Below are 20,759 nucleotides of genomic sequence, written 5' to 3' on the forward strand. Positions count from 1 at the left end.
ATATATTTTAACACAATTTAATGCATTCTTATTACGCTAAAACGTCTATCTTTACACCATAAAACCCGTATAGGAAAGTCCAATAAAAAAATGAGTTTCAAACAAAAGATAAATCCGAAGGCATTACCACAGCATATAGCTATTATTATGGATGGCAATGGCAGATGGGCAAAAGGCTTCGGAAAGTTACGTATCTTCGGACATCAGAATGGTGTCACCGCTGTTCGGGAAGCATTGGAAGGATGTATAGAAATTGGCATACCGTATTTAACACTTTATGCTTTTTCTTCTGAAAACTGGAATAGGCCGAAGATAGAGGTCAACGCTTTGATGGAGCTGTTAGTGGATACGTTAGCAAAAGAAACCAAAACTTTTCTAGAAAATGATATTCGTTTAAACGCTATCGGTAATATCGGGGATTTGCCTAAAAACTGCCAAGCAAAATTGGCAGATACCATAGCGCTGACAAAAGATAACAGCAAATGTGTGCTTACGCTCGCGTTAAGTTACGGTTCCCGAACGGAAATTATTGATGCGACTAAATCTATTGCTAAACAAGTCGCGGAAGGCAAGTTAAAGGTGGAAGATATTGATGAGCGTGTATTCCACAACAATCTATACACCGCCGGAACACCCGACCCAGATCTCATGATCAGGACAAGTGGTGAACAGCGGATCAGCAATTATCTTCTTTATCAAATGGCCTATACAGAATTTTGCTTCCTGGAGAAAATGTGGCCGGAGTTCACAAGAGAAGATCTCTTTAAAGCAGTTTACAACTATCAGCAAAGGGAGAGAAGATATGGTAAAACAAGCGAACAGCTATAATATTATATTTATTACCTTTGCACCATCAATTTAGAGCCTAATTAAAAGGCTGGTTATTAATTATTTCTTTTAACAAAAATTAACAAGAGATTGGTGTACTTTAGCACCGAGAAAATAGAATAAATGAAGCGCTTACTATATTTAATAACATTTACACTAGTTTTCGGAGGGCAATCCTTATTCGCTCAAATCCAAGGAAACAACCCGATTAACCTAAACGACCCTGATGACATCAGCTATTTAGATCCTAAAAATTACATCATCGGTGGCGTACGGGTTTCCGGAACGGAGTATCTGGATAACGATGTATTGATTACCATTTCTAAATTGGTTATAGGCCAATATATCGAAATACCGAGTGAAGAAACTGCCAATGTTATCAAAACCTTAATGGCGCAAAACTTATTTGACGATGTGCAATTGTATGCCGAAAGGTTTGAGGGAGACAATGTTTATCTGGAAATCCGCGTTCGGGAACGTCCGCGTCTTACGCGAATAGAGATTGAAGGTCTGAAAAAGGGAGAGAAAGAGGAAGTACAAAAACGTTTAAATACCAGTTCGGGTAGGATCGTTAACGAAAACCTATTAAAAACAACCCGCTCCACCATTCAAAAATTCCTTCGGGAAAAGTCTTTCCTTTACCCGGAGATAGAAATCTCCACCAAAAAAGACAGTGCAGAAACGAACAATGAAATCGTCCTTGTCAATGTCACCAAGAACAAAAAAATTAAAGTTCACCGTGTATATTTTGATGGAAACGAAGAATTTTCAGAGCGTCAGTTGCGCAAGTATTTAAAAGGCGTAAAACCTCGTCGTTGGTATCGTATCTTCGGACCCGGTAAATTTAAAGACGACAAATACAAAGAGGCAAAAGAAAATTTGGTTGCAAAAATGCAAGACAAAGGCTATCGGGATGCCCAAATTATTACGGATAGTATTTCGCGTTATGATAATAACGAGGTAGATGTACACATCAGTCTTCACGAAGGTCCTCGTTACTATATGGGTAACATTCAATGGTCTGGAAACTCTAAATACACAGACTCTATCTTGAACCTGTTGTTGGGAATCGAAAAAGGAGATGTATATAGCGAGGAAAAATTAACGACCAAGCTTCAGGGACCTACTCGAAATAGCGATGACATCAGTGCATTATATCAAAACGATGGTTACCTGACATTTGGTGTACAACCCATTATTAAACGTATCTATAATGACACGGTAGATGTAGAAATTGTAATTAGTGAGGGGAAACAATTCACGATCAACAATGTTATCGTCAAAGGAAACGATGTCACCAATGATCGGGTTGTACTGCGTTCTATCTATTCCAAACCTGGACAAAAATATTCACGCGAGCTTATCATGCGTAGTATCCGTGAAATCTCTCAGCTAGGTATGTTTGATGAACAGAAAATTCAACCTGACATTCCACAATCGTCTATGAACTATGAAGAGGGAACAACGGATATTGTCTTCAATGTTGCTGAAAAGCCATCTGACCAAGTAGAGCTTTCTGGAGGATATGGTGCCGGACAGGTCATCGGTACTTTAGGATTAACATTTAATAACTTTTCCACAAGCAACCTTTTCAGAAAAGATGCATGGAAACCACTTCCACGTGGAGATGGACAAAAGTTAAGTATCCGTGGCCAAACATCCGGAAAAAGATACCAGTCGTATAGTTTCTCTTTCTCGGAGCCTTGGTTAGGCGGCAAGAAACCGATTTATTTTGGTTTGAGTGCCTATACTTCCAATTCATCCTATGGTGGCTTTGATTACTTTACGGGACGCCAAATGGTCTCCGACGACCAACTGAGCCGTATCTGGATGACAGGGGTCACCGCTACATTGGGTAAACGTTTACAATGGCCAGACAACTATTTTCAGGTTAATACTTCATTGTCCTTCCAGCGCTATAAATTGCAAAATTACGGTGGTTATTTCTTATTTGATAATGGGACAGCCTATAATATGAACATCACACAGGAAATCAGCCGCAATTCAGTAGATGCTCCGATTTATCCTACTTCTGGCTCACATTTCAAATTTTCTGTACAGTTAACACCACCTTACTCTGCTTGGAACAATATCGATTATCAAAACGCAGCGAGCGAGGTTAAGTACAAATGGACAGAATACCATAAATGGAAATTTGACAGCCAGTGGTATACGCGAATAGTAGGCAAATTAGTTTTGAAAAGCCAGGCTCAGTTTGGTTATTTAGGCAATTACACCGATAAAACGGAAACTTCTACGTTCGAACGCTTTAAACTAGGTGGTGATGGTATGATGGGCTTTGACTTCCTGCAAGGTTCTGAAATTATTGCTATGCGGGGTTATGCTAATGGTACCATTATTCCCGAATCCACCGGATCTCAAAACAATGGTATAAATAGAGCAATCAATTCCGGTAGCCCTATCTATGCAAAATATCAGCTAGAGCTTCGCCACCCGGTTATGCTAAACGAACAAGCAACCGTATTTGTTCTAGCGTTTGCAGAAGCAGGTAATACCTGGAATAAATTCAGCGAGGTCAATCCATTTAAAATGCGTCGCTCAGCCGGTATAGGCGCGCGTATTTTCCTTCCTATTTTTGGTATGTTGGGTATCGACTATGGTCACGCTTTCGATCCAATTCCGGGTTTACAGTCTAGCCAATGGAAACAGAACTTTACATTTAGTATATTACAAAACATGGGAGGCTTTTAAACTTTTTGGAACTATAATTGTCCTAAAATTTAGAAAATAAGTATATAGAAATGAAAAAGGTAATATTTGTCATCAGTTTAGTTATAGCTTCCGTCACGCTAGCCTCCGCGCAGCGTTTAGCTTATGTAGATTCTGAATATATTTTGAAACATATCCCTGAATATACGGCAGCACAAAAGCAATTGGATGATCTCTCCACCAAATGGCAAGCTGAGGTTGATAAACAATACGAGGAGGTTGAAAAGCTGTATCAAGCGTATCAAAATGACCAAGTATTGTTGAATGAGGATATGCGTCGTCGTAGAGAGGATGAAATTGTCAATAAAGAAAAACAAGTAAAAGATTTCCAACGTCAAAAATTTGGCTTCGAAGGCGATCTATATAAAGAGCGGATCCGTTTGATACAACCTATTCAAGATCGGGTGTCCAATGCGATACAGGAACTAGCAAAAAGCGAAAGTTTGGATTTAATTCTGGACAAAGGTAGTGAGGTTGCTATTCTATTTGCAAATCCTAGTTTGGACAAAAGTAATGACATCATTACAAAATTAGGTTTAAAACCGAATCCAAGCTTGGCGAATTAATTTTTTTATTATACTTGTAGCAAGAAGTTGCAATTAATTATTAACGTTATATTTATAAAACAAAAAAATGTTTTGGTTGATAAAAGAGAACCAAACAAAATGATTAAAATGAGAAGAATGAAAAATTTATTTAGAAGTGTAGCTTTAGTAGCGGTGGTGTTTTTGGGCGTACAACAGGTAAATGCTCAACAAAAGATTGGTCATATCAATGCGGATGAAATTTTTCAGTTGACTCCTGAATTTAAAACGGCAAATGACCAGTTGAGAACGTTAAACGAGACAAAGACACAAGAATTACAGGGTATGTATGCAGAGTTTCAAAAGAAGCAAACCGAAGCTAACGAGAAATACAGAAGCCGTAGTGAGGCAAACAAGGAGACCATTGATGCAGAACTACAAACATTAGGCGAAGAGCTTCAGAACATTGAGCAACGTATACAGGAAGTACAACGTGTCGCACAGGAAGATATGGGTAAAAAGCAACAAGAACTTTTGACACCTATCCAAACCAAAGTAATAAATGCGATCAATTCTGTAGCTAAAGAAAAAGGGTACGCATATGTACTTGATACATCATCCGGAAACGTTATTTACTTCCAAGGTGGAGAAGATATATCGATGGACGTACGTTCAAAATTAGGTATTAGCCCCGATGCCCAACCGGTAACACCAGCTGTACCTACGACCGAGCAACCTCAATAGTCGTAAAAAGAGAAGTTAAAATATATTGATTGTATCAACAAAGGAGATCTCAACCGATCTCCTTTGTTTGTTTCAGGGTTTTGCTTTTCTAGAAATCAGCCCATAAAAAAGGAGCCTCAAAGGCTCCTCTTATCTCTAACAAATTGATAACGGGTTAAAACTTTATTTTACGGTATCAACTACTGCTTTAAAAGCATCTGGATTATTCATGGCTAAATCAGCCAATACCTTACGGTTTAGACCGATGTTTTTAGCATTTAATTTACCGATCAACTGCGAATAAGAAATTCCGTGTTGACGAGCACCAGCGTTAATACGTTGAATCCATAAAGCTCTGAACTCACGTTTTTTGGTTTTACGGTCGCGGTAAGCGTACTGTAAACCTTTTTCTACTGTATTTTTAGCAATAGTATAAACTTTGCTTCTTGAACCGAAATAGCCTTTGGCCATTTTCATGATTCTTTTTCTTCTTCTTCTCGAAGCTACTGCGTTAACCGAACGTGGCATATTATTTTAAATTTAGTTTGGTACAAGGTGTTACGTTTTTCAGCAATCTTACTACCCAATACCCGGTTAAAAAATTATTATAAAAATTGAAATAAAACTTATTTACCGATACCCAGCATACGTTTTACGTTGCCCATATCCGCATCAGAAACATAACTTGTTTGTGTCAAATTACGTTTTTGTTTTGTTTCCTTTTTTGTCAAGATATGGCTTTTATAAGCACTTTTTCTTGCAATTTTACCTGTTCCAGTCAATTTAAAGCGTTTTTTCGCGCTGGAATTGGTTTTTACTTTTGGCATAATGAAATTAAATTTTATATCAATCTGTTAGATTCTCGTATTTATTTTTTCGGAGCAGTCTTTGGGGCAAGCGTTAAGAACATTCGCTTACCTTCTAGTTTAGGCAGCAATTCTACCTTTCCATAATCCTCCAATGCTTGCGCGAAGCGCAACAACAAAATCTCTCCCTGTTCTTTGAAAACGATAGCACGTCCTTTAAAGTGCACATATGCACGAACTTTCTCGCCGTTCTCCAAAAACTTCATGGCGTGTTTTAGTTTAAACTCGAAATCGTGATCACTGGTGTTTGGTCCAAAACGGATCTCCTTAACAACAGTTTGCTTCGCATTCGCTTTAATCTCCTTCTGCTTCTTCTTCTGCTCGTATACAAACTTGCTATAATCAATGACCCTACAAACAGGAGGATTGGCATTTGGCGAAATCTCCACTAAGTCAAGTTCCAACTCGTCGGCCATTTCTAATGCTTTACGAGTAGGATAAATGCCTTGCTCAACATTATCCCCCACCAAACGTACCTCAGGTACTCTGATGAATTCATTAATGCGATGTTCTGGTTCTTTCTTTCTCATTGGCGGTCTAAAACCACCTGATCTTTTTAATGCCAAATGTTTAAATATTAAACGGTTATTTCTTTAATTAATAATTCCTTAAATGCCTGTGGACTCATGGAGCCTAGATCTACAGACCCGTGTTTACGAACAGAAACTGTGCCATTTTCCACCTCTTTCTCCCCTACAATCAACATATACGGGATTTTTTTCACTTCCGCATCACGAATCTTACGACCAACCTTCTCATCACGAACGTCAATCAGTCCGCAAATATCGGAATTATTTAGCGAATCTAAAAGAGTTTTTGCAGTTTCTTCATATTTTTCGGACACTGGCAAAATTATAAATTGCTCTGGAGCAAGCCATAATGGGAACTGGCCTCCACAATGCTCAATAAGCACGGCAATAAATCGTTCCAAGGACCCAAACGGTGCGCGGTGAATCATCACCGGACGATGTTTTTGATTGTCGCTACCTGTATATTCCAGTTCAAAACGCTCCGGCAGATTATAATCCACTTGAATAGTACCCAACTGCCATTTTCGACCTAAAGCGTCCTTTACCATAAAATCAAGTTTAGGACCGTAAAACGCTGCCTCACCATACTCAACGACCGTAGAAAGTCCCTTCTCTGAAGCCGCTTCCATAATTGCCGTTTCTGCAAGATTCCAATTTTCATCCGTACCGATATATTTTGTCTTGTTCTCCGGATCACGTAAGGAAACTTGGGCCGTATAATCTTCAAAGCCCAATGCATTAAACACATACAACGTTAAATCGATTACCTTCTTAAATTCTTCCTTTACCTGGTCTGGCCTGCAGAACAAGTGGGCATCATCTTGTGTGAATCCCCTTACGCGCGTTAGGCCGTGTAATTCGCCAGATTGTTCGTAACGATAAACGGTACCAAATTCGGCAAACCGTACAGGCAAGTCTTTATAGGAGCGAGGTTTTGTCTTGTATATCTCGCAATGGTGCGGACAGTTCATAGGTTTCAGAAAAAACTCCTCTCCCTCCACCGGTGTCTGAATCGGTTGGAACGAATCTTCTCCGTACTTCTCATAATGCCCCGAAGTAATATACAATTGTTTATGTCCGATGTGTGGTGTTACGACAGGTTCATAACCTGCCTTTACCTGCGCCCGTTGCAAAAATTCTTGTAATTTTTGACGAAGAGTAGCTCCTTTAGGCAACCAAAGCGGTAGCCCCGCTCCTACTTTCTCCGAAAAAGCAAAAAGCTCCAATTCCTTTCCGAGCTTACGGTGGTCGCGTTTCTTCGCTTCCTCAATAAATTTTAAATACTCGGTTAGCTCAGATGCTTTCGGAAAACTAACGCCATATATACGAGTCAGTTGCTTACGTGTTTCATCTCCGCGCCAATATGCACCAGCGACATTTGTCAATTTAATAGCCTTAATAACGCCGGTATGCGGAATATGTGGTCCACGGCAGAGATCCGTAAAATTACCCTGTGTATAAAAAGTAATTTTGCCATCCTCCAAATCCTTGATCAAATCCAACTTATACTCATCGCCTTTTTCTGTAAAATACGCCAAAGCATCTGCTTTCGAAACTGGCTTACGTTCAAACGTTTCTTTTTGCTTCGCCAGTTCCAACATCTTGTCTTCAATCTGCTTGAAGTCGTCGGATGAAAATTCCCGGTCACCAAAATCTACATCGTAGTAGAATCCGGTTTCAATTGCCGGACCGATCCCAAATTTTATCCCCGGGTACAATGCCTCCAACGCCTCTGCCAGTAAATGGGCAGACGAATGCCAAAAAGTAGATTTTCCTTTATCATCGTTCCAGGTCAACAATTTGACAGAAGCATCTTCTTCTATCGCTCTGGATGCATCCCATACTTCACCGTTTACTTCCGCACCTAGCACATTTCTAGCTAAACCTTCAGAAATCGACTGTGCTACCTGCATAGCCGTAGTCCCTTTTTCATACTGACGGACAGACCCGTCAGGTAGTGTAATGTTAATCATCTACGAATATGATTTTAATTTATTAAAAAAATGAAACCTAGCAATTACAGAGCGCCAGCATACTAAGCTGTAAATACCCCGTAACGTTGCGAAAGCAAAGATATTCAATATATGCTTAAAACGGAAGTCGTTTTTATACGTTCTACCGTGCGTATACAATAAACCCGGAGCATGCTCGGACACGTCCCTACGTCGTTTTTTTTCGTATCTTTGTACTCTCAAAAATGCAGAAAATGTCAAATCAAGTTCCGGAAGACGGCACATTGCTTCCACTCATGGAAGAATTTTACACGATACAAGGCGAAGGATACCATACTGGAAAGGCAGCATATTTCATTCGTTTAGGAGGCTGTGATGTAGGATGCCATTGGTGCGACGTTAAAGAAAGCTGGGACGCCGAACTGCATCCGTTGACATCCGCAGACCTCATTGTAGAAAATGCAAAAAAGTTCCCTGCCAAAACGGTGGTTATCACGGGAGGCGAGCCCCTACTCTATAATTTAGATTACCTCACAAGAGGCTTAAAAGAAGCCGGCATACAAACCTTTATAGAAACATCGGGTGCTTATCCCTTATCTGGTTATTGGGATTGGATATGTTTATCGCCTAAAAAATTCAAAGGTCCGCGCCCGGACGTATTGAATGCTGCCGGCGAATTAAAGGTCATTGTTTTCAACAAAAGCGATTTTCAATGGGCAGAAGAACATGCCCGGTTTGTCGGTAAAAACTGCAAGCTATACCTACAGCCCGAATGGTCTAAAATGACGGAAATGACCCCTTTGATTATCGAATATGTAAAGGAAAATCCACAATGGGAAATTTCGCTCCAAACACATAAGTATTTGAATATACCGTAACAGGCGGTATCAAGTGTTAAAGAGGGGATAGTCTATAAAATCACAAAACCACCGGTTTTCACGGACTCATCGCAGGCAAAAGCAATCCGTAAACTGTTGATTGCATCTTCCATAGATTTGGATAAATCTAAATCCTCCCTTATAGCACGCAGAAAATGCAACTGTTCCCTATCGCAGAGTTCCTGATGGGTAGGCTCATCCGTCAAATCTATCCATTCATCGGGTTTAATGAATCTATTATTTTCGTCTATATCCGCATAATGTATCCGTAATGATTCTGTTTGGGTATGGGCTTCCACGGAATCAGATTGACCTCCTCCACCAGCTTTATGAGCAACAATGGATACCGCACCTTTAGGGCCAATCACATCTTTGACAAAAAAAGCCGTTTCGCTTATCATCGGTCCCCACCCGGCTTCGTACCAACCTACCGAGCCATCATCAAAATGAATCTGCAGCTGCCCGTAGTTATAATTTCCCAATGGAATATCGTCGGTTAAACGAGCACCAATAGCAGACACCTGAACGGGACGAGCCTCCGTCATCTGACACATCACATCGATATAATGCACGCCACAATCCACGATAGGGCTTAAACTTTTCATCAGATTTCGGTGCACATCCCACATGTACCCCTGGCTTTGCTGGTTTAAATTCATACGGAACACCAACGGAGACCCCAATGTTTTTCCTATTTCGATAAATTTAATCCAAGATGGATGGTAACGTAGAATATACCCCACGACGAGCTTCTTTCCCGCATCTTTAGCTGCCTGAACTACCCGTTCTGCTCCCAACACACTATCCGCTAATGGCTTTTCCATAAAAACGTGCGCTCCGGCTGTGAACGCCTTCAAGGCATACGTTTCATGTGTATCGGGATATGTAGCAATACATACTGCGTCCGGCGCCGTTTGACACAATGCGTCATCATAATCGTCGAATGTGGGGTAGGCGGTTTCCAACATCTTGTTAACACGATGTTTACTATCTCCTCTGGCTACCAGGCCGACAATCTCAAACCCGTCCAATTTATGATAGGCGGCAGCATGCGATGCTCCCATATTACCACAGCCTACAACCAATACTTTAATTTGCTCCACAATTATATAAAGTTATAAATAAACCAACAATCCCCTCCAAATTACCATAAGCGTAGCGGCTATTAGGCGCTCTTCTTGATAAAATATCTTATATGTTACGGTTTCAAAAAAAGATTGTATAAATTCACGAGCAATTTAGCAATTACCGGAAAATATGCAAAATGCTATCAGAGAAGTTACGCCTCTCCTAGAGGATAATGCTGCTGTACTGGGGATATTAATGATCGTCTTAGGTCTTGTGTTTTACACAGCGAGCCTGAAAAACAAATACGTTGTCAAATTTTATTCCGTCATTCCGCCATTATTACTTTGTTATTTTGTCCCTGGTCTACTCAATTCTGCCAACATCATCGACGGCGAAAACTCTCCTCTTACAAGTATCGGTAGTCGGTTTTTTCTCCCAGCTTGTCTCATCCTTTTCACGTTAAGCTTAAATCTCAAAGAAATGTGGAATTTACGTAAGGGTGTGGGTTTGATGTTTTTCACAGGCACGATTGGCATTATTATAGGTGGTCCGCTGGCTGTTTGGATGACATCTCTTGTTGCACCAAGCGTTGTAGGTGGTGCCGGCCCCGATGAGGTCTGGCGTGGGTTAGGAACACTCGCCGGTTCCTGGATTGGTGGCAGTGCCAACCAGGCAGCACTCCGGGAAATACTCCAACCTTCACAAGAACTTTTTTCCGCCACTATTACCGTTGATGTATTTGTTGCTTATATATGGATGGCATTCCTCTTGTATGGGGCATCGAAACAACAGCGATTCAATGCGTATTTTAAAGCCGACACCGCGGAGTTGGAAACCTTGACCAAGAGGATGGATCAACAACAAAAAGCAAATATCCGTATACCGGAAACGAAAGATTTGGTGTTCATGTTATCACTTGCTCTAGGAGGTACAGGATTGGCATCGCTCTTCGCGAATCCCATCACATCGTACATGGAAATCCATTTTCCGGAATTGGAAAAATTCTCGTTAACAAACAGCTTTTTTTGGCTTATTTTATTTGCGACGCTGATCGGCATTATCCTTTCCTTTACACCGGCACGCAAACTAGAAAGCGCAGGCGCATCCAAAATAGCTACCGTAATATTGTACATGTTGATTGTCACCATTGGTATGCAAATGGATATTACCGCTATTTTGGAAAATCCGGGTTTGTTTATCGTTGGAATCATTTGGATAAGTATTCACGCGTTGCTCCTGTTATGGGTTGGGAAACTAATGAAAGCACCTTTTTTCTACTATGCTATCGGCAGTATGGCGAATGTCGGTGGTGTCGCATCCGCTACTGTTACGTCTGCGGCTTTTCACCCTTCTCTTGTCTCTGTAGGGGTTATTCTATCGGTATTCAGCTATGCTATCGGCACCTACGCCGGATGGTTGACGGCTATACTGATGCAATTGGTGTCTCCGGGTTAGGTTTTATAAACCCCGAAGGGCTCATCGAAGATAACCGAGCTTGCGAGCTCATCGAAGATAACCCCGAAGGGCTCAACGAAGTTAATTACGAACAACGAAACAAAAATAAAATGGAACAAAATATTTATTACGAAGGCCAGGTACTCTGGGCTCAACTAGACCCAAACATGCATCTTAGGCATTCGGCCTATGCCGATTTTTGTGCACAGGCGCGAAGTAATATGCTGACCAAAGCAGGGCTTTCACTCGCGGAATTTGCCAAATATCATATTGGTCCTATTTTGTTTAGAGAAGAGCTCGTCTATCATCGCGAAATTGGGCTTGACGAACGTATAACCGTAAAGGTAGAAATGACCAAGCTTAACCTCAAAAATTTTCGATTCTCGTTTCGGCACGAGATTTATAAAGAGAATGGAATAAAAGCAGCAACGGTGGAGATAGACGGTGCTTGGTTAGACCTCCATAAACGAAAATTAACCGTCATTCCCGACGAATGGCATTCTATTTTTGAGGCTATCCCGAAAGCAGATGATTATGTGGAGATTCCGGCAGCATTGACCACATGATTTCGAATATCTTTGACCACCGAATTCGGAATAATATAATTATCAAAAAAGCGGCTTTATAACCACTTAAGCAATATTTCCATATACGACAGACTATAATGTCAGATGGTCAATCCGCGACGGAACCGCATGGTTAGTCCCAGCGAAATGTCCAATTGGATGATGGAACCAAACGGATAATAGTCGGCATAATATATAATGTCCGCATTTCCGCTGGATAGCTTTGTACGGTTGATGATCGCCCTTCCCGAACCCACGTGATCGGTCAGTTGATACTTTTACAATAAGTCTAATTTATCCTCTTTCCATAATTGAAGTGTTGTTTCTGCGGTCATTTTTACGCCCGATTCTTTTTTCAATCCTATCAAGATTTTTTCTGCAACTTCTGGATTAAACTTTAATGTAAAAATTGCAGACCAAAGCCTCACACTCTCATTTTTATCCTGTAATAATTCACTAAAAACTTCCACTTGATTCCATTTTTTAGCATAATTATACAAATCATGTAGTTTTGCATGAAGCTTATTGGCTTTTTTATAGTTTCCGTTAGAGTATGCCTCTCCGTGTTCGATAGCATTTATTAAAAATTCTTCTTTTATTTTTTCTTTGGTTATCATGGTTTCCATCCAAATTCATTTAATTTATTAATTCCATATTGATATTGTTTTTCGAAGCTAAGAGTCTTCACATAATCTCTAACTCTCATACTTGTACCTGGCATTAAAGAGTTATAATGTCCTGTTATTTTAGCATGAAGAGATCCTGCGCCATGAGGAATCTTAATAAGATTGTTTACAGTGTGAATATTTTCAGCTCCAAACTTTGCGACATTATCCGCATGTTGTTCAACTATATGATGCCAGGCGTTTCCCTTTCCTGCTGGGCCATAAGCCTTTTTAAACGCATTAAAAGAACTAAATCCTCTCGTGCCGACTCTTGCACTTCCTCTTACCGGACCATAACCTCCAGTAGCAAATGCAAAGCTATTCTCTGAATGTGCGTTTCCTATGCTGTGATATATATATACGCTTGAAAACCGTACTGTTGATAGGTATTCAGCGCATTCTGCATATTCTGAATCTCATGACCCGCGACGATATTCGAAAATCCCGAAACGTACTTATTACTCAGCCAATCAGGAGCCTTCGGCGCATTATAATTTGCTCCGAAATGACCCATTGCGCCAACATAGTCACCATTGTACACGGCGGACTCAAACTTTCTCGATGATTGCCATACGGGTAAACCACATTGAAAGCTATCCCATTGCTGTGCCCAATTAACATTATTGAAGCTATTTACAGCTCAATTCCACGAAGATTTAGCCGTAACAACAACTTCTTTCAACAATACCGTGTAAGCTGGTTTATTTGGATCGCCTCCATCCCATCCTCCGTCTGGATCAAATCCCATCCTCCGTCTGGATCAAATCTCATCACCGGGTTATTCCCCATCCCCACATACGGAGACCAGTATTGCCCATAAGGATCCGTACTCAGCCAACGTCCTATCACAGGATCGTATTTACGAAGATAGAAATTATTCCAACCGGTCTCCCCATCTTTTTCCGAATATTCGCCCTGATAACCGTAACGAGATGGGATACCGGCCGATTGGATGATGGCCCGTCAGTTGATAGTGGTAGACACCCTCTTGGCGGTAGTAGATACATGAGGGTAAGGCTGCTCGATCAGCTGGCAGCTATATAAAGTATAATCCAAGTCATTTTCGTGATTCCAAAAGTAAATACATCCTTTATCATCACTATCACATGAAATACAGACCAGATTACCTCCTGGATCGTGAGCAATTGGTACCTACTGTAAGGTACCAAAAAAGGAGAAGAAAACTATTGTTTCCACTCCTTTTCTTGAGCCTTTTTATGGGGAGTTTTTCAGCACCCTTCCTTTTGGGACACCTTCTTTTTATACATCCTTTTGTCTGTATTCCAAGAGCCTTTGGGCTATCTCTAAATCAGAATACCCTTTGTTTTTCAGGTCTAAGTCAGATTCTATTAATTCTATTGCATAATCCAAGGGGAACAGTTGAACATACTGCATTCCTTCTTTTTCAAAAATAAGGTCATCTTCTGTTTCCTCTATTTCAAAAATGGAGACTTCTGATTCCAAATTTAAATCCCCTTGTAAATAGATTAATAAGGCTTCGGATTCTACATTCAGTCCCTGCTCCTGATACAGTTCATCTAACTTTTCAGTGCGGGTCAAGTATTTTATTAATTCAACTAATTTCATATTCTGTTATTTACTTTTTTTACCTTTCCCAAATTGACATTCCGCCTACACCTTCAGGATGCATTGTATTCTAAAACATACTTCCTGTTGATGAACGTGGGATTGAAATCCCCAATTTAGACATTGAATTTGCAAAAGTTGCGTCAGAAGCCATTGCATTACTTAAAGAAGTATTGGCAGCCTTAAAGTGAGTGTAATAACTTTTCTTGGATATAGATTGCTTGCTAACTTAGTTTCAAAGGCTACGGAAGACTGTGCTCCTGTAGCTCCCGTCTTAGCAGACTTTAAAAAAGATAGCGACCTTGCTAAAACAACCTCACCACCAGCAAAGTTAGCAACATTTTGTCCAATTGCCAATACGGTAGCAGGATGAGATATATCATTATAATTAGCATTCGCTAACATCTCTTGATAATTATACATCGACTGCCTATGACTCTTACTGGTAAGGTTAAAAAGAGGTAACGATGCACTAATCGTTACTCGGTCGATGCCCTGCAGCTTGTCCCCCAGTTCGACACGCTTTAGCGCCCCAAGTATCGTATATTCCGTATGGCTGTGGCGGATCATACAAAAAATGGACGCTGATACCAAAAACGTCCTGTTCAACGTCATTGATACATACATCCAAAATTTTAAAACAAAAAAGCTTTCGCTAAATAACCAAAGCCACCAATTCCGGGTGGTCTTGGTTATTTGCTATATTCTATTTCCTTTAAATGCTCCGTTGCAATATTTGCATTAGGTTTCCCTTTTGATTTCTCCATAAAAGCTTCAGCAACTTGATTTAAAGTATTAAAATCTCCTTTTGACTTTAGTAGCGATGTCAAATATTTAAACCTGCCAATTTCTGTAGTCCCTGCAAAAGTTTCGCTCATCCAACAATCTATCAAACCTTCATCAGATAATCGCTTATTAATTTCAGGCATAATAACATCGTGAACAGATTTCAATACATTAGAGACAATAGCATTTAGGTCGCTTGATAGATTAGCTTTCCACCAATAGTCAGGACTATTCGGCATAAAATTCCCAACCCTTGACTGCCAATGGCATTGCTCTATTTCAGGTTTTACCAAATTATTATAGGCATATTGTAATCTTCCTAAGACATCAGAATATACACCAAAATTTATAGTAAATAATACTATTTCTTTAGTACTTTCTCTACTTTTTTGAAAATTAACAATACCATAATTTTTATCCACTTCTAAATAAAAATTATTCCCTTTTTTATTAAAGCCCATTTTTTTCAATGATGGGTTTATCGTATTAATAAGTTCTTTAAATATATCCATATTACTTACCAATTTATAGGTTTTCTTACGAGTTGAACAGGATAACCATTAGCTCCAAGCCAAGCATCTTTTAATTTTTGTAAAGGAAGGTAACGAGAACCACCTACTTTAGTTTCTATACCACCCAAATTAACCCCATTATGCCAAACATCTAAATCCATATAACGCTTACCAAATGGTGTCCACTTGTAAACTTCGGTATTTACAACACGTCCCTCTTCTCTCATTGCTGCTGCCAATTCATCCCTAAACAAATTTTCTGCTGTTCTATTTGCTTGTATCAACGAAGTACTCGTCTTAGCGGCAACTTCTTCAAGTTCTCTACCCCAGTTCCTATAATTTACAATATCTTACTTATTGCAACACTACCCGAAAAAGAAAAGGAATGTTTGTTAACTACCGTGACCACTTTATTAAAACAAGTAAATTAGCGATGATATAAAAAAACTTGATTTTTCATGGTTTTTTGATTTAGAACTTTAAATTTCCTTTTTTCCATTCGCTTAAAGTCGTTTCCGCTGTTAATGAATGTATCCCTGTACTTTTTACAATTTCCTCCAATACTTCTATCCCCTCCTGTTCATTGACCGCTAACCAATAACAAGCAGCCCACAATCGAATGCCAACAAAAGAACTGGACAAATAATCTTTAAGATTACTAATTGCATTTTCACTTTTTAAAAAAGTTGCTGCCTTAATAATCTTAGCATAATACTTGTTTGCTGTTTTATAATCCCCCTGTTCTGTTGCCTCTGAATGCTTAATACAAGCTTCTTCAAAGATTTCCAAGGCTGTTTCTATATCTTTTATTTTCATTACGGTGTCCAATCAAATTGTTTTAAAGTTTTAATTCCAAAATCATACTGTTGCTGATAGCTTTGGGTACTTCGCCATTGTCTGACCGTTTGTCCTCCCGTAAATGGTTGTTTGGAAGAATAATAGCCGGACACTTTAGCATGAAGAGATCCTGCGCCATGAGGTATTTTCATCAGCTACCTTGTATTGTGGATTGTTTAAACTCCAAACTTTGCGATGTTGCTTGGCTTTTGCTCAACAATAGATGCCATGCCTGTCCCGCTGGTCCCATTGCTCTTAAAAGGCTAAAAAAGAATTAGATCCTTGTCTTATCTCATTAATGACAACTGCTTCAAGTCCTTTCCCCCTCTATGATATACTAAATCCTACTCATTTTGACAACAATTTGCCAAATCATTTTCAGCAACTTTGAAAACCACTTTTGGTTTTTCCCATGAAAAGAAATTGAAGTTGTTGTTTTCTGAAAATCTGGAAAAAGCAATAGTTGCACTTGCTACTTTCACATTAGCAACAAAAACAAACAGAAATATTTTAATAAAACAACTTCGTTCTGTTTTATAATATTTCTTTTACAACACCTTCTCCCAGAGGATCCGATCCTTCTCCAAAAAGGAATGTTTTTCCTATATCAAAATCATCACCTAAATAATCCCTATTCAAAAAAACGATTTTAACTTCTCCTTCATCTCCGGGGTAAAATTGTTTTCTATCTATCAAATCAATTCTGCCTGATGTTTTCATTTCTTCAATAAAATCGAATAAAGGTCTATATCCTGTCCTAAACGGTGTTCGCCGGACATTTCGATAAAGCTTGATATATGCTCTTATTTTTACCACGGGCTATAGTTTAAAGGTTTAGCTTTTAATAAATGTAACTGATTAGCGGGAATTGAAATCGCATTCATACCGTCAGCACCAAATTTCTTAGCACCATTTAAGATGCTATTAGGCACTCGTACTTTTATTATTGTATTAGGTATTCCGTCTAACCCAAAATTGTATTTACCAAATTGCGTGGCTTCTTTTAGTGTTGGCGCAAATAGCTTCCCCAATTCATATCCTCCTGACTTCGTCCTAAGACCAAATTTTGCAATGTCATCAAGCTCTGCTTGCGATACAGCCCTATATATTGTACTATATCCTCCCTCAGCCATCTTCAAAGCAGATAGCGACCTTGCTAAAACAACCTCACCACCAGCAAAGTTAGCAACATTTTGTCCAATTGCCAATGCGGTAGCAGGATGAGACATATCATTATAATTAGCATTCGCTAACATCTCCTGATAATTATACATCGACTGCCTATGACTCTGACTGGTAAGGTTAAAAAGTGGTAACGAAGCGCTAATCGTTGCTCGGTTTTGTTCAACGTCTTGCCAGCTCGGCATTTTATAAGCAGTAACAACTACTTCGTCAATCGCAATAGGGTTCTTTTCATGCCCCGCGGGATAACTTTTCCCAAATACACCTTTCAACCAGCCCCATAGACCGCCTCCATCCCACCCCCCGTCCGGATCAAACCTCATCACCGGGTTATTCCCCATCCCCACATACGGAGACCAGTATTGCCCATAAGGATCCGTACTCAACCAACGTCCTATCGCAGGATCGTAGTTACGAAGATAGAAATTATTCCAACCAGTCTCCCCATCTTTTTCCGAATATTCGCCTTGATAGCCGTAGCGAGAAGAAACTCCTGCCGATTGGATGATAGAGCCAAAAGGATAATAGTCGGCATAATATATAATATCCGCATTTCCATTGGATAGCTTATTCCGGTTGATGATGGCCCGCACCGATCCCACGTGGTCCGTCAGTTGGTAACGGTACACATTGCCCGTTCGATAATATTGTCCGTATGGAATAGGCTGCTCGATCAGCTGGCTGCCATTATACACATTACCGTCAACATACCAGGTGATCACGTTCTGAAGATGGTCCTGCTTCTTAATCCGGTTGCCGTCCTCATCGTAGGCAAAGCTCAATATGCGCTGCGTATGGGCGGCATCGCTGTAGATTGCAGTCACCTTGCCCGAGGCATCGTAGTCAAGATAACGCCCCTGGCTTCCCTTTACCTCGCTGGCCAGTTGCCCGATCGCATCGTAGCTATAGCTGGCGTAGTTTGTAATATTTGCTAAGCGGTTGCTGTTAGTGGTATAGTTATAGGTATAATTGGCAATCTGCACACCGCTGCCGTTTGTTCGCTGCAGCATTTTGATGTTGCCCTGCTGACCACTAAAACTGTGCTGGCTGTAATCCGACACCACTCAGTTGCTCTGTACCAGCTGATCCCGGTACGACAGTAGACTACCTGTTAGGTGAGAACGAACAGGCCGACCTGTTTAAAGACCAACTGTGTAAAAAAGGTTTTAAGATATCGCAACCCTGCCCGAAAAGAAATGTTTGCTCATTACCGTTGACCACTTTATCAAAGCAAGCAAGATTTCTTTGATGTTAAACAACAAAGATCCGAAAAATAAGGTAGTTAAAACATCGCAGTTCTGTGAACTTAAAAATCCTTTATTGACAATTCATTAAGCATTACTGCCGCTTGATTATAAAGTGATGTATTTTCTTCTCTAATTTCAAAATCCTGGGCGATACATTCAAACATATTGTCGTGGAAGGTTAATATATAATGTCTATACATTTCCCATTTTTTTGGATTATATTGTGGATGTACTTTTTCTATATCCTGCAATGATTTAATTAATTCTGAGTTTTTTAGCTCATAAAATGAGTAAGACTTCATCCCAAGTTTACTATATGGATGTCCTTGTATTGTTTCTTCCCCAGGTAATCCAAATGCATATTTTAAATACACTTTAAATTTCAAAGCAAAAATCCCTGTGTCATGAATGATATTCCGTTCTTGGGGGATAGTAGATGAATTTTGTCTATCTGCATAAAAAGCAATAAACAGCTCATTATCGTTTGATAATATTGTTGGTGATGGAGAGCCAAAATCCATCTCAAAAAGACCTTTTATTTCTATTAATTCCATTAATTATTATGTGTTTTGACGGTATTGGGTCAGATAACCAAATACCGTTTTCTTCTTTAAAAAATTGTATGCTACTTAGTGGAGATTCCGGCAGCATTGACCACGTCGTTCCGAAAATCCCTGACCACCGAATTCGGAGTGATATGATCACCGAAAAAATCGCTTTACAGCTACCTAAGCAATATATTCATATTACGATAAACTATAATGCCAAATGGTCAATCCGCGACGGAATCGCATGGTCACGCACAGTGAAATATCCACATAGACAACCATACCGTCTTCTATTAATGCTCCTGCAGTCAAAACTGCAAGTCGGCCATAACACGCCCAACAATATTTATGATAAATTAAATGTCTCGACCATCTTGATCGTTTTCAGACATTTGATTATACTTTTTACGCTGAGGCGAAGTCAAAATTATACGATGGGTATATTCATAATTTAATGGAACGATGCTCAAACTCTCATCTAATACTATTAATCCATTATGCCTACAAAACTCCAATATGCCCTGTAATATTGATCTATAATTATCCTTAAAATCTATTCTGAAGGAGACAGATTGTATTGTATCTTCCTTATCAAAAAACACCTCAAAACAGTTCGAATCTTGGTTCCCATATAAATCAATCTCATTGCTCCATGATTTGCTCTTTGGCAAAATATGTCCAACCGCGTTAAATAAATCTCGTTTGATGGTACTGTATTTCCAATATCTATCATCTTCAAAACCATCTATAGTCTTGCCTAAACCATTATTAGTGGAAGTGGATAAGACCTGGACGCCGTCCTTTGGTAAAACTAGAAATGTATATTGCCAAATCGCCATTAGTAAGGGGAATAAATTAAATCACTAACTGTTTTATAACCAGCATAAGGTAATTTCACTTGCTGTGCCGGAACATTTTCGATACCCAATTCTTTAGCTGCCCTTAAACGATGGTGCCCATCAACCACAAATCTTTTTCCATTATGTTCTACAAATTTTATTGGTTCCTGAATACCGTTTAGCTTTATATCAGCTTTAAGTTTCACGAAAGCATTTTTAGATTTTGTAAGGCCATGAGTAATCTCCATCTCATACGTTCCCAATCTAGTCACCTGAACCGCATCCTCCACAATCGGCGTACTCGTCGTATTGGAGTTGCTACCTTTAGTGCGAGACAGATTTAATAAGTAATTTTAAATTTGTAGAGATGCATAGAAAGTTTGATGATTCATTTAAGATAATGGCGGTGGATCTGAGCGTTGTTAGAGGTTCGGTG

General features: G+C 39.6%; 28 protein-coding genes. 7 read left to right on the forward strand and 21 right to left on the reverse strand.

Annotated elements, in window-relative coordinates:
• The first annotated feature begins 90 nt into the window (after nt 1–90).
• The 4 genes from H8B06_RS07565 (at nt 91) to H8B06_RS07580 (ending at nt 4,826) form a co-directional block, all read left to right on the forward strand.
• The gene (locus tag H8B06_RS07565; RefSeq protein ID WP_190993676.1) at nt 91–828 is read left to right on the forward strand and encodes an isoprenyl transferase; all 738 of its coding nucleotides are present in this window, start codon (nt 91–93) and stop codon (nt 826–828) included.
• Nucleotides 829–951: 123 nt separating this feature from the next.
• Complete coding sequence (gene bamA / locus H8B06_RS07570; RefSeq protein ID WP_190993677.1) at nt 952–3,540, forward strand: outer membrane protein assembly factor BamA; 2,589 nt, start codon at nt 952–954, stop codon at nt 3,538–3,540.
• Nucleotides 3,541–3,590: 50 nt separating this feature from the next.
• Nucleotides 3,591–4,124, forward strand: a complete 534-nt coding sequence (locus H8B06_RS07575) for an OmpH family outer membrane protein (protein ID WP_190993678.1) — start codon at nt 3,591–3,593, stop codon at nt 4,122–4,124.
• A gap of 117 nt (nt 4,125–4,241) precedes the next feature.
• Nucleotides 4,242–4,826, forward strand: coding sequence for an OmpH family outer membrane protein (locus H8B06_RS07580; RefSeq protein ID WP_190993679.1), 585 nt, complete (start codon nt 4,242–4,244; stop codon nt 4,824–4,826).
• A gap of 162 nt (nt 4,827–4,988) precedes the next feature.
• Here the strand turns inward: H8B06_RS07580 and rplT are convergent, their stop codons facing one another.
• The 4 genes from rplT to thrS all read right to left on the reverse strand — a co-directional run bounded on the left by rplT (nt 4,989) and on the right by thrS (nt 8,174).
• Nucleotides 4,989–5,333 carry a 50S ribosomal protein L20 gene (rplT, locus tag H8B06_RS07585; protein WP_105715939.1) on the reverse strand — a complete coding sequence of 115 codons (345 nt, stop codon included), beginning with the start codon at nt 5,331–5,333 and terminating at the stop codon, nt 4,989–4,991.
• A gap of 98 nt (nt 5,334–5,431) precedes the next feature.
• Nucleotides 5,432–5,632, reverse strand: coding sequence for a 50S ribosomal protein L35 (gene rpmI / locus H8B06_RS07590; protein ID WP_105715938.1), 201 nt, complete (start codon nt 5,630–5,632; stop codon nt 5,432–5,434).
• Nucleotides 5,633–5,673: 41 nt separating this feature from the next.
• Nucleotides 5,674–6,201: a translation initiation factor IF-3 gene (infC, locus tag H8B06_RS07595; protein ID WP_394370019.1), complete on the reverse strand. Its 528-nt coding sequence runs from the start codon at nt 6,199–6,201 to the stop codon at nt 5,674–5,676.
• A 47-nt stretch (nt 6,202–6,248) separates the two neighbouring features.
• A complete protein-coding gene (gene thrS, locus H8B06_RS07600) occupies nt 6,249–8,174 on the reverse strand; it encodes a threonine--tRNA ligase (RefSeq protein WP_190993681.1) in 1,926 nt (641 codons plus the stop codon).
• A gap of 233 nt (nt 8,175–8,407) precedes the next feature.
• On the opposite strand from thrS, the gene H8B06_RS07605 reads away from it, so the two are divergent.
• Entirely contained in the window at nt 8,408–9,031 is a 624-nt protein-coding gene (locus H8B06_RS07605; protein WP_190993682.1) for a 7-carboxy-7-deazaguanine synthase QueE, read from the forward strand.
• Nucleotides 9,032–9,063: 32 nt separating this feature from the next.
• On the opposite strand, the gene H8B06_RS07610 is transcribed toward H8B06_RS07605, so the two are convergent.
• Complete coding sequence (locus tag H8B06_RS07610; RefSeq protein WP_190993683.1) at nt 9,064–10,134, reverse strand: Gfo/Idh/MocA family protein; 1,071 nt, start codon at nt 10,132–10,134, stop codon at nt 9,064–9,066.
• A 154-nt stretch (nt 10,135–10,288) separates the two neighbouring features.
• Here H8B06_RS07610 and H8B06_RS07615 point away from each other — a divergent pair, with 154 nt between their 5' ends.
• A complete protein-coding gene (locus tag H8B06_RS07615; protein ID WP_190993684.1) occupies nt 10,289–11,554 on the forward strand; it encodes a DUF819 family protein in 1,266 nt (421 codons plus the stop codon).
• Entirely contained in the window at nt 11,512–12,120 is a 609-nt protein-coding gene (locus H8B06_RS07620; RefSeq protein ID WP_223857523.1) for an acyl-CoA thioesterase, read from the forward strand. The genes H8B06_RS07615 and H8B06_RS07620 overlap by 43 nt, the downstream gene beginning before the upstream one ends.
• A gap of 101 nt (nt 12,121–12,221) precedes the next feature.
• Here the strand turns inward: H8B06_RS07620 and H8B06_RS07625 are convergent, their stop codons facing one another.
• From H8B06_RS07625 to H8B06_RS07695, 16 genes are all read right to left on the reverse strand, one after another.
• Nucleotides 12,222–12,377: a hypothetical protein gene (locus H8B06_RS07625; RefSeq protein WP_190993685.1), complete on the reverse strand. Its 156-nt coding sequence runs from the start codon at nt 12,375–12,377 to the stop codon at nt 12,222–12,224.
• A 21-nt stretch (nt 12,378–12,398) separates the two neighbouring features.
• Nucleotides 12,399–12,746 carry a DUF2019 domain-containing protein gene (locus H8B06_RS07630; protein ID WP_190993686.1) on the reverse strand — a complete coding sequence of 116 codons (348 nt, stop codon included), beginning with the start codon at nt 12,744–12,746 and terminating at the stop codon, nt 12,399–12,401.
• 379 nt (nt 12,747–13,125) lie between these two features.
• Nucleotides 13,126–13,326: a hypothetical protein gene (locus tag H8B06_RS07635; RefSeq protein WP_190993687.1), complete on the reverse strand. Its 201-nt coding sequence runs from the start codon at nt 13,324–13,326 to the stop codon at nt 13,126–13,128.
• A gap of 137 nt (nt 13,327–13,463) precedes the next feature.
• Nucleotides 13,464–13,742 (reverse strand): RHS repeat-associated core domain-containing protein, encoded by a 279-nt coding sequence (locus tag H8B06_RS07640; RefSeq protein WP_190993711.1) that lies wholly within the window; start codon nt 13,740–13,742, stop codon nt 13,464–13,466.
• Nucleotides 13,743–13,748: 6 nt separating this feature from the next.
• Nucleotides 13,749–13,931, reverse strand: a complete 183-nt coding sequence (locus tag H8B06_RS20945; RefSeq protein WP_394370020.1) for an SMI1/KNR4 family protein — start codon at nt 13,929–13,931, stop codon at nt 13,749–13,751.
• Nucleotides 13,932–14,045: 114 nt separating this feature from the next.
• Nucleotides 14,046–14,372, reverse strand: coding sequence for a hypothetical protein (locus H8B06_RS07645; RefSeq protein ID WP_190993688.1), 327 nt, complete (start codon nt 14,370–14,372; stop codon nt 14,046–14,048).
• 162 nt (nt 14,373–14,534) lie between these two features.
• Complete coding sequence (locus H8B06_RS07650) at nt 14,535–14,999, reverse strand: hypothetical protein (protein WP_190993689.1); 465 nt, start codon at nt 14,997–14,999, stop codon at nt 14,535–14,537.
• Between the two features lie 65 nt (nt 15,000–15,064).
• The gene (locus H8B06_RS07655; protein WP_190993690.1) at nt 15,065–15,670 is read right to left on the reverse strand and encodes a DUF4304 domain-containing protein; all 606 of its coding nucleotides are present in this window, start codon (nt 15,668–15,670) and stop codon (nt 15,065–15,067) included.
• A 5-nt stretch (nt 15,671–15,675) separates the two neighbouring features.
• The gene (locus H8B06_RS07660) at nt 15,676–15,954 is read right to left on the reverse strand and encodes a hypothetical protein (RefSeq protein WP_190993691.1); all 279 of its coding nucleotides are present in this window, start codon (nt 15,952–15,954) and stop codon (nt 15,676–15,678) included.
• A 187-nt stretch (nt 15,955–16,141) separates the two neighbouring features.
• Nucleotides 16,142–16,486, reverse strand: a complete 345-nt coding sequence (locus H8B06_RS07665; RefSeq protein WP_190993692.1) for a DUF2019 domain-containing protein — start codon at nt 16,484–16,486, stop codon at nt 16,142–16,144.
• A complete protein-coding gene (locus H8B06_RS20630; protein WP_223857524.1) occupies nt 16,486–16,659 on the reverse strand; it encodes a hypothetical protein in 174 nt (57 codons plus the stop codon). Before H8B06_RS20630 ends, H8B06_RS07665 begins: the two co-directional genes overlap by 1 nt.
• A gap of 382 nt (nt 16,660–17,041) precedes the next feature.
• Nucleotides 17,042–17,323 (reverse strand): hypothetical protein, encoded by a 282-nt coding sequence (locus tag H8B06_RS07675; protein WP_190993693.1) that lies wholly within the window; start codon nt 17,321–17,323, stop codon nt 17,042–17,044.
• Entirely contained in the window at nt 17,317–18,753 is a 1,437-nt protein-coding gene (locus H8B06_RS07680) for an RHS repeat domain-containing protein (protein WP_317170872.1), read from the reverse strand. The genes H8B06_RS07675 and H8B06_RS07680 overlap by 7 nt, the downstream gene beginning before the upstream one ends.
• Nucleotides 18,754–18,995: 242 nt before the next feature.
• Nucleotides 18,996–19,490 carry a hypothetical protein gene (locus H8B06_RS07685; protein WP_190993695.1) on the reverse strand — a complete coding sequence of 165 codons (495 nt, stop codon included), beginning with the start codon at nt 19,488–19,490 and terminating at the stop codon, nt 18,996–18,998.
• A 350-nt stretch (nt 19,491–19,840) separates the two neighbouring features.
• A complete protein-coding gene (locus H8B06_RS07690; RefSeq protein WP_190993696.1) occupies nt 19,841–20,323 on the reverse strand; it encodes a hypothetical protein in 483 nt (160 codons plus the stop codon).
• Entirely contained in the window at nt 20,323–20,529 is a 207-nt protein-coding gene (locus H8B06_RS07695) for a ParB/RepB/Spo0J family partition protein (RefSeq protein WP_190993697.1), read from the reverse strand. Before H8B06_RS07695 ends, H8B06_RS07690 begins: the two co-directional genes overlap by 1 nt.
• Nucleotides 20,530–20,759 lie beyond the last annotated feature (230 nt).

The sequence above is a fragment of the Sphingobacterium micropteri genome, assembly GCF_014692515.1.
Taxonomy (GTDB): Bacteria; Bacteroidota; Bacteroidia; order Sphingobacteriales; family Sphingobacteriaceae; genus Sphingobacterium; species Sphingobacterium micropteri.

Coding starts and splice junctions, on each gene's coding strand:
- H8B06_RS07565 (WP_190993676.1), top strand. CDS start 91: ATGAGTTTCAAACAAAAGATAAATCCGAAGGCATTACCACAGCATATA.
- bamA (WP_190993677.1), top strand. CDS start 952: ATGAAGCGCTTACTATATTTAATAACATTTACACTAGTTTTCGGAGGG.
- H8B06_RS07575 (WP_190993678.1), top strand. CDS start 3,591: ATGAAAAAGGTAATATTTGTCATCAGTTTAGTTATAGCTTCCGTCACG.
- H8B06_RS07580 (WP_190993679.1), top strand. CDS start 4,242: ATGAAAAATTTATTTAGAAGTGTAGCTTTAGTAGCGGTGGTGTTTTTG.
- rplT (WP_105715939.1), bottom strand. CDS start 5,333: ATGCCACGTTCGGTTAACGCAGTAGCTTCGAGAAGAAGAAGAAAAAGA.
- rpmI (WP_105715938.1), bottom strand. CDS start 5,632: ATGCCAAAAGTAAAAACCAATTCCAGCGCGAAAAAACGCTTTAAATTG.
- infC (WP_394370019.1), bottom strand. CDS start 6,201: ATGAGAAAGAAAGAACCAGAACATCGCATTAATGAATTCATCAGAGTA.
- thrS (WP_190993681.1), bottom strand. CDS start 8,174: ATGATTAACATTACACTACCTGACGGGTCTGTCCGTCAGTATGAAAAA.
- H8B06_RS07605 (WP_190993682.1), top strand. CDS start 8,408: ATGTCAAATCAAGTTCCGGAAGACGGCACATTGCTTCCACTCATGGAA.
- H8B06_RS07615 (WP_190993684.1), top strand. CDS start 10,289: ATGCAAAATGCTATCAGAGAAGTTACGCCTCTCCTAGAGGATAATGCT.
- H8B06_RS07620 (WP_223857523.1), top strand. CDS start 11,512: ATGGTTGACGGCTATACTGATGCAATTGGTGTCTCCGGGTTAGGTTTT.
- H8B06_RS07630 (WP_190993686.1), bottom strand. CDS start 12,746: ATGGAAACCATGATAACCAAAGAAAAAATAAAAGAAGAATTTTTAATA.
- H8B06_RS07645 (WP_190993688.1), bottom strand. CDS start 14,372: ATGAAATTAGTTGAATTAATAAAATACTTGACCCGCACTGAAAAGTTA.
- H8B06_RS07650 (WP_190993689.1), bottom strand. CDS start 14,999: ATGTATGTATCAATGACGTTGAACAGGACGTTTTTGGTATCAGCGTCC.
- H8B06_RS07655 (WP_190993690.1), bottom strand. CDS start 15,670: ATGGATATATTTAAAGAACTTATTAATACGATAAACCCATCATTGAAA.
- H8B06_RS07665 (WP_190993692.1), bottom strand. CDS start 16,486: ATGAAAATAAAAGATATAGAAACAGCCTTGGAAATCTTTGAAGAAGCT.
- H8B06_RS20630 (WP_223857524.1), bottom strand. CDS start 16,659: ATGAAAATACCTCATGGCGCAGGATCTCTTCATGCTAAAGTGTCCGGC.
- H8B06_RS07685 (WP_190993695.1), bottom strand. CDS start 19,490: ATGGAATTAATAGAAATAAAAGGTCTTTTTGAGATGGATTTTGGCTCT.
- H8B06_RS07690 (WP_190993696.1), bottom strand. CDS start 20,323: ATGGCGATTTGGCAATATACATTTCTAGTTTTACCAAAGGACGGCGTC.